Source organism: Paucibacter sediminis, assembly GCF_030254645.1.
Classification (GTDB): domain Bacteria; phylum Pseudomonadota; class Gammaproteobacteria; order Burkholderiales; family Burkholderiaceae_C; genus Paucibacter_B; species Paucibacter_B sediminis.
The window spans coordinates 896,798-905,000 of sequence record NZ_CP116346.1 but is presented as its reverse complement, the minus strand read 5'-3'; the positions used below and the strand labels follow the sequence as shown (position 1 = coordinate 905,000).

General features: G+C 51.6%; 2 tRNA genes and 4 rRNA genes (1 of these 6 only partly in view). All 6 read left to right on the top strand.

Annotation, left to right across the window (positions count from 1 at the left end):
* Positions 1–2,225: ribosomal RNA gene (locus PFX98_RS04140) — 23S ribosomal RNA — on the top strand; it begins 655 nt to the left of the window's first position.
* A gap of 195 nt (positions 2,226–2,420) precedes the next feature.
* Positions 2,421–2,533: ribosomal RNA gene (gene rrf, locus PFX98_RS04135) — 5S ribosomal RNA — on the top strand.
* Between the two features lie 403 nt (positions 2,534–2,936).
* Positions 2,937–4,460, top strand: a 16S ribosomal RNA gene (locus PFX98_RS04130).
* Positions 4,461–4,644: 184 nt separating this feature from the next.
* Positions 4,645–4,721 (top strand) — tRNA-Ile (locus tag PFX98_RS04125).
* 31 nt (positions 4,722–4,752) lie between these two features.
* Positions 4,753–4,828: transfer RNA gene (locus PFX98_RS04120), tRNA-Ala, on the top strand.
* Positions 4,829–5,138: 310 nt separating this feature from the next.
* A 23S ribosomal RNA gene (locus PFX98_RS04115) occupies positions 5,139–8,018 on the top strand.
* Together the 16S, 23S and 5S rRNA genes with 2 tRNA genes alongside form the textbook arrangement of a ribosomal RNA operon.
* The last annotated feature ends 185 nt before the right edge of the window (positions 8,019–8,203 follow it).

Below are 8,203 nucleotides of genomic sequence, written 5' to 3'. Positions count from 1 at the left end.
GGGTGTAGACCCGAAACCAAGTGATCTATCCATGGCCAGGATGAAGGTACCGTAACAGGTGCTGGAGGTCCGAACCGACTAGTGTTGCAAAACTAGCGGATGAGCTGTGGATAGGGGTGAAAGGCTAAACAAACTTGGAAATAGCTGGTTCTCTCCGAAAACTATTTAGGTAGTGCCTCAAGTATTACCATCGGGGGTAGAGCACTGTTTAGGCTAGGGGGTCATGGCGACTTACCAAACCTATGCAAACTCCGAATACCGATGAGTACAGCTTGGGAGACAGAGCACCGGGTGCTAACGTCCGGACTCAAGAGGGAAACAACCCAGACCGCCAGCTAAGGTCCCTAAAATTGGCTAAGTGGGAAACGAAGTGGGAAGGCTAAAACAGTCAGGATGTTGGCTTAGAAGCAGCCATCATTTAAAGAAAGCGTAATAGCTCACTGATCGAGTCGTCCTGCGCGGAAGATGTAACGGGGCTAAGCCAGTTACCGAAGCTGCGGATGTGCAATTTATTGCACGTGGTAGGAGAGCGTTCTGTAAGCCTGTGAAGGTGGGTTGTGAAGCCTGCTGGAGGTATCAGAAGTGCGAATGCTGACATGAGTAGCGTTAAAGGGGGTGAAAAGCCCCCTCGCCGTAAGCGCAAGGTTTCCTACGCAACGTTCATCGGCGTAGGGTGAGTCGGCCCCTAAGGCGAGGCAGAGATGCGTAGCTGATGGGAAACAGGTAAATATTCCTGTACCGATCTGTAGTGCGATGTGGGGACGGAGAAGGTTAGCTCAGCCAACTGTTGGAATAGTTGGTTCAAGCATGTAGGCGTGCCCTCTAGGCAAATCCGGAGGGCTTAGCTGAGGTGTGATAACGAGTCTGCTTGCAGACGAAGTGAGTGATACCCTGCTTCCAGGAAAAGCCACTAAGCTTCAGCTACAGACGACCGTACCGCAAACCGACACTGGTGCGCGAGATGAGTATTCTAAGGCGCTTGAGAGAACTCTGGAGAAGGAACTCGGCAAATTGACACCGTAACTTCGGAAGAAGGTGTGCCTTTAGTAGGTGAACCATTTACTTGGGGAGCCCAATGAGGCCGCAGAGAATCGGTGGCTGCGACTGTTTATTAAAAACACAGCACTCTGCAAAGACGAAAGTCGACGTATAGGGTGTGACGCCTGCCCGGTGCTGGAAGATTAAATGATGGGGTGCAAGCTCTTGACTGAAGTCCCAGTAAACGGCGGCCGTAACTATAACGGTCCTAAGGTAGCGAAATTCCTTGTCGGGTAAGTTCCGACCTGCACGAATGGCGTAACGATGGCCACACTGTCTCCTCCAGAGACTCAGCGAAGTTGAAATGTTTGTGATGATGCAATCTCCCCGCGGAAAGACGGAAAGACCCCATGAACCTTTACTGTAGCTTTACATTGGACTTTGAACAGATCTGTGTAGGATAGGTGGGAGGCTTTGAAGTAGGGACGCTAGTTTCTATGGAGCCAACGTTGAAATACCACCCTGGTGTGTTTGAGGTTCTAACCTTGGTCCCTTATCGGGATTGGGGACAGTGTATGGTGGGCAGTTTGACTGGGGCGGTCTCCTCCCAAAGTGTAACGGAGGAGTTCGAAGGTACGCTAAATACGGTCGGAAATCGTGTTGATAGTGCATTGGCATAAGCGTGCTTGACTGCGAGACTGACAAGTCGAGCAGGTACGAAAGTAGGACAAAGTGATCCGGTGGTTCTGTATGGAAGGGCCATCGCTCAACGGATAAAAGGTACTCTGGGGATAACAGGCTGATACCGCCCAAGAGTTCATATCGACGGCGGTGTTTGGCACCTCGATGTCGGCTCATCTCATCCTGGGGCTGTAGCCGGTCCCAAGGGTATGGCTGTTCGCCATTTAAAGAGGTACGTGAGCTGGGTTTAAAACGTCGTGAGACAGTTTGGTCCCTATCTTCCGTGGGCGCTGCAAGATTGAGAGAGCCTGCTCCTAGTACGAGAGGACCGGAGTGGACGCACCTCTGGTGTATCGGTTGTCACGCCAGTGGCATCGCCGAGTAGCTAAGTGCGGAAGAGATAACCGCTGAAAGCATCTAAGCGGGAAACTCGTCTCAAGATGAGTCTTGCCGGGGCCTAGAGCCCCCTGAAGGGTCGTTCGAGACCAGGACGTTGATAGGCTGGGTGTGGAAGCGCAGTAATGCGTTAAGCTAACCAGTACTAATTGCCCGTGAGGCTTGACCCTATAACTTTGACAGTTCGAAAGAGCAAGTCAGAGCTTATTGAGGTAAGCACAAGTTATGCTGTTCTTCAGAAGTCTGAATTGAACGCAATCAAAATCAAAGCTGATTCGAAGCGCGCAAGAGCCAACGCCCTTGTATAATGCGCAACTCTACAAATTGGGTAAGTTGTTCCAGCAACAACTTGCCAACCAGTTAAGCCTGATGACCATAGCGAGTTGGTCCCACTCCTTCCCATCCCGAACAGGACAGTGAAATGACTCAGCGCCGATGATAGTGCGGATTCCCGTGTGAAAGTAGGTCATCGTCAGGCTAATATCCGAAGACGCCCAGTCGCAAGACTGGGCGTTTCCATCTGTGTCAGCAGATGCAAGCGTTCTCGAGATCGACTCGCGAGTGTTTGCACTTGCTGATGTGCCAGGCGCAGGCCTGGTGCTCGCAGATCCGAAGCGTGCAAATTAGTTTGCAATAAGGGTTGACGATAGTAATAAAATCGTCAATAATCTCGCTTCTGTGCTGATCGCTGATCAGCGCCAAGCAAGTCGACAGACAGCTTGATGTTCTTTAAGAATTCACAGCCGATAAGCGTGGGCGTTTGAAGGTGAGTTTTGATGCTCGGTGACGAGTATCAAGTCTCTTAGACTTTAAACGCTCACGGAAATTAGATTTGAACTATGCAAATGGTTTAAGTCGATTCCGTTGAGTAAATCAAGATCGAACTGTAGAGTTTGATCCTGGCTCAGATTGAACGCTGGCGGCATGCCTTACACATGCAAGTCGAACGGTAACAGGTTAAGCTGACGAGTGGCGAACGGGTGAGTAATGTATCGGAACGTGCCCAGTTGTGGGGGATAACTACTCGAAAGAGTGGCTAATACCGCATACGACCTGAGGGTGAAAGCGGGGGATCGCAAGACCTCGCGCAATTGGAGCGGCCGATATCAGATTAGGTAGTTGGTGGGGTAAAGGCTCACCAAGCCAACGATCTGTAGCTGGTCTGAGAGGACGACCAGCCACACTGGGACTGAGACACGGCCCAGACTCCTACGGGAGGCAGCAGTGGGGAATTTTGGACAATGGACGCAAGTCTGATCCAGCCATGCCGCGTGCGGGAAGAAGGCCTTCGGGTTGTAAACCGCTTTTGTCAGGGAAGAAACGGCTTTCTCTAATACAGAGGGCTAATGACGGTACCTGAAGAATAAGCACCGGCTAACTACGTGCCAGCAGCCGCGGTAATACGTAGGGTGCAAGCGTTAATCGGAATTACTGGGCGTAAAGCGTGCGCAGGCGGTTATGCAAGACAGAGGTGAAATCCCCGGGCTCAACCTGGGAACTGCCTTTGTGACTGCATGGCTAGAGTACGGTAGAGGGGGATGGAATTCCGCGTGTAGCAGTGAAATGCGTAGATATGCGGAGGAACACCGATGGCGAAGGCAATCCCCTGGACCTGTACTGACGCTCATGCACGAAAGCGTGGGGAGCAAACAGGATTAGATACCCTGGTAGTCCACGCCCTAAACGATGTCAACTGGTTGTTGGGAGGGTTTCTTCTCAGTAACGTAGCTAACGCGTGAAGTTGACCGCCTGGGGAGTACGGCCGCAAGGTTGAAACTCAAAGGAATTGACGGGGACCCGCACAAGCGGTGGATGATGTGGTTTAATTCGATGCAACGCGAAAAACCTTACCTACCCTTGACATGTCAGGAATCCTGAAGAGATTTGGGAGTGCTCGAAAGAGAACCTGAACACAGGTGCTGCATGGCCGTCGTCAGCTCGTGTCGTGAGATGTTGGGTTAAGTCCCGCAACGAGCGCAACCCTTGTCATTAGTTGCTACGAAAGGGCACTCTAATGAGACTGCCGGTGACAAACCGGAGGAAGGTGGGGATGACGTCAGGTCATCATGGCCCTTATGGGTAGGGCTACACACGTCATACAATGGCCGGTACAGAGGGCTGCCAACCCGCGAGGGGGAGCTAATCCCAGAAAACCGGTCGTAGTCCGGATCGTAGTCTGCAACTCGACTGCGTGAAGTCGGAATCGCTAGTAATCGCGGATCAGCTTGCCGCGGTGAATACGTTCCCGGGTCTTGTACACACCGCCCGTCACACCATGGGAGCGGGTTCTGCCAGAAGTAGTTAGCCTAACCGCAAGGAGGGCGATTACCACGGCAGGGTTCGTGACTGGGGTGAAGTCGTAACAAGGTAGCCGTATCGGAAGGTGCGGCTGGATCACCTCCTTTCTAGAAAATGGTCGAGCAGTTATTTGTTGCATGCAGCAAGTGACCAGCGAGATCTACATAGACTCAAATTCAAGCGCCCACACTTATCGGCTGTATCACAACAGTGAGTGAATAATGCGTGAGCCTGCCGAGCTGGCCTCCAAGGCGAGCGTTACTGAGACAGGGGCACGCGAGATTAACGCGTGGGTCTGTAGCTCAGTCGGTTAGAGCACCGTCTTGATAAGGCGGGGGTCGCTGGTTCGAATCCAGCCAGACCCACCACGGATTCAAGTGAGAACTTGAAAGAGATCCCGGGGGATTAGCTCAGCTGGGAGAGCACCTGCTTTGCAAGCAGGGGGTCGTCGGTTCGATCCCGTCATCCTCCACCAATTCACTCCTAGGTTGGCAAACCACAGTGGCTTCGGGCTATTGTGGTTTGCCAGTCTTTATTGGCTGTTGTTCTTTAACAATTTGTAGAGTCGAATCAGCGCTGCTAGCGGAAAGCAAAGCCTCGTAAAGGGGGTGGAGCACCGTGCCGCTAGTAGCATTTTGATTGCGTCAACATAGACTTCAACTGAGCAAGAAATTGCTTAGGTATGAAGAACGGCGTAACGCGTGAATACTCAATAAACGTATGGACTGAACGATAGTCTGTACGAGTCCTTGACGACAGTGCAGTCAGCGCTGTCAAAGTTATAGGGTCAAGTGACTAAGTGCATGTGGTGGATGCCTTGGCGATTACAGGCGACGAAGGACGTGATAGCCTGCGATAAGCTTCGGGGAGCTGGCAAATTAGCTTTGATCCGGAGATTTCCGAATGGGGAAACCCACCTCGCAAGAGGTATCGCATACTGAATACATAGGTATGCGAGGCGAACCGGGTGAACTGAAACATCTCAGTAGCTCGAGGAAAAGACATCAACCGAGATTCCGAAAGTAGTGGCGAGCGAAATCGGAGTAGCCCTCGCGTTTTAGCAGTTTGTATATCAGAACGGAATGGAAAGTCCGGCCACAGCGGGTGATAGCCCCGTATGAAAAATGCAGATTGTGGAACTAGGCGCGAATAGAGTAGGGCGGGACACGTGAAATCCTGTCTGAATATGGGGGGACCATCCTCCAAGGCTAAATACTCGTAATCGACCGATAGTGAACAAGTACCGTGAGGGAAAGGCGAAAAGAACCCCGGGAGGGGAGTGAAATAGATCCTGAAACCGCATGCATACAAAAAGTAGGAGCCCGCAAGGGTGACTGCGTACCTTTTGTATAATGGGTCAGCGACTTACATTCAGTGGCGAGGTTAACCGAATAGGGAAGCCGTAGAGAAATCGAGTCCGAATAGGGCGAATCAGTCGCTGGGTGTAGACCCGAAACCAAGTGATCTATCCATGGCCAGGATGAAGGTACCGTAACAGGTGCTGGAGGTCCGAACCGACTAGTGTTGCAAAACTAGCGGATGAGCTGTGGATAGGGGTGAAAGGCTAAACAAACTTGGAAATAGCTGGTTCTCTCCGAAAACTATTTAGGTAGTGCCTCAAGTATTACCATCGGGGGTAGAGCACTGTTTAGGCTAGGGGGTCATGGCGACTTACCAAACCTATGCAAACTCCGAATACCGATGAGTACAGCTTGGGAGACAGAGCACCGGGTGCTAACGTCCGGACTCAAGAGGGAAACAACCCAGACCGCCAGCTAAGGTCCCTAAAATTGGCTAAGTGGGAAACGAAGTGGGAAGGCTAAAACAGTCAGGATGTTGGCTTAGAAGCAGCCATCATTTAAAGAAAGCGTAATAGCTCACTGATCGAGTCGTCCTGCGCGGAAGATGTAACGGGGCTAAGCCAGTTACCGAAGCTGCGGATGTGCAATTTATTGCACGTGGTAGGAGAGCGTTCTGTAAGCCTGTGAAGGTGGGTTGTGAAGCCTGCTGGAGGTATCAGAAGTGCGAATGCTGACATGAGTAGCGTTAAAGGGGGTGAAAAGCCCCCTCGCCGTAAGCGCAAGGTTTCCTACGCAACGTTCATCGGCGTAGGGTGAGTCGGCCCCTAAGGCGAGGCAGAGATGCGTAGCTGATGGGAAACAGGTAAATATTCCTGTACCGATCTGTAGTGCGATGTGGGGACGGAGAAGGTTAGCTCAGCCAACTGTTGGAATAGTTGGTTCAAGCATGTAGGCGTGCCCTCTAGGCAAATCCGGAGGGCTTAGCTGAGGTGTGATAACGAGTCTGCTTGCAGACGAAGTGAGTGATACCCTGCTTCCAGGAAAAGCCACTAAGCTTCAGCTACAGACGACCGTACCGCAAACCGACACTGGTGCGCGAGATGAGTATTCTAAGGCGCTTGAGAGAACTCTGGAGAAGGAACTCGGCAAATTGACACCGTAACTTCGGAAGAAGGTGTGCCTTTAGTAGGTGAACCATTTACTTGGGGAGCCCAATGAGGCCGCAGAGAATCGGTGGCTGCGACTGTTTATTAAAAACACAGCACTCTGCAAAGACGAAAGTCGACGTATAGGGTGTGACGCCTGCCCGGTGCTGGAAGATTAAATGATGGGGTGCAAGCTCTTGACTGAAGTCCCAGTAAACGGCGGCCGTAACTATAACGGTCCTAAGGTAGCGAAATTCCTTGTCGGGTAAGTTCCGACCTGCACGAATGGCGTAACGATGGCCACACTGTCTCCTCCAGAGACTCAGCGAAGTTGAAATGTTTGTGATGATGCAATCTCCCCGCGGAAAGACGGAAAGACCCCATGAACCTTTACTGTAGCTTTACATTGGACTTTGAACAGATCTGTGTAGGATAGGTGGGAGGCTTTGAAGTAGGGACGCTAGTTTCTATGGAGCCAACGTTGAAATACCACCCTGGTGTGTTTGAGGTTCTAACCTTGGTCCCTTATCGGGATTGGGGACAGTGTATGGTGGGCAGTTTGACTGGGGCGGTCTCCTCCCAAAGTGTAACGGAGGAGTTCGAAGGTACGCTAAATACGGTCGGAAATCGTGTTGATAGTGCATTGGCATAAGCGTGCTTGACTGCGAGACTGACAAGTCGAGCAGGTACGAAAGTAGGACAAAGTGATCCGGTGGTTCTGTATGGAAGGGCCATCGCTCAACGGATAAAAGGTACTCTGGGGATAACAGGCTGATACCGCCCAAGAGTTCATATCGACGGCGGTGTTTGGCACCTCGATGTCGGCTCATCTCATCCTGGGGCTGTAGCCGGTCCCAAGGGTATGGCTGTTCGCCATTTAAAGAGGTACGTGAGCTGGGTTTAAAACGTCGTGAGACAGTTTGGTCCCTATCTTCCGTGGGCGCTGCAAGATTGAGAGAGCCTGCTCCTAGTACGAGAGGACCGGAGTGGACGCACCTCTGGTGTATCGGTTGTCACGCCAGTGGCATCGCCGAGTAGCTAAGTGCGGAAGAGATAACCGCTGAAAGCATCTAAGCGGGAAACTCGTCTCAAGATGAGTCTTGCCGGGGCCTAGAGCCCCCTGAAGGGTCGTTCGAGACCAGGACGTTGATAGGCTGGGTGTGGAAGCGCAGTAATGCGTTAAGCTAACCAGTACTAATTGCCCGTGAGGCTTGACCCTATAACTTTGACAGTTCGAAAGAGCAAGTCAGAGCTTATTGAGGTAAGCACAAGTTATGCTGTTCTTCAGAAGTCTGAATTGAACGCAATCAAAATCAAAGCTGATTCGAAGCGCGCAAGAGCCAACGCCCTTGTATAATGCGCAACTCTACAAATTGGGTAAGTTGTTCCAGCAACAACTTGCCA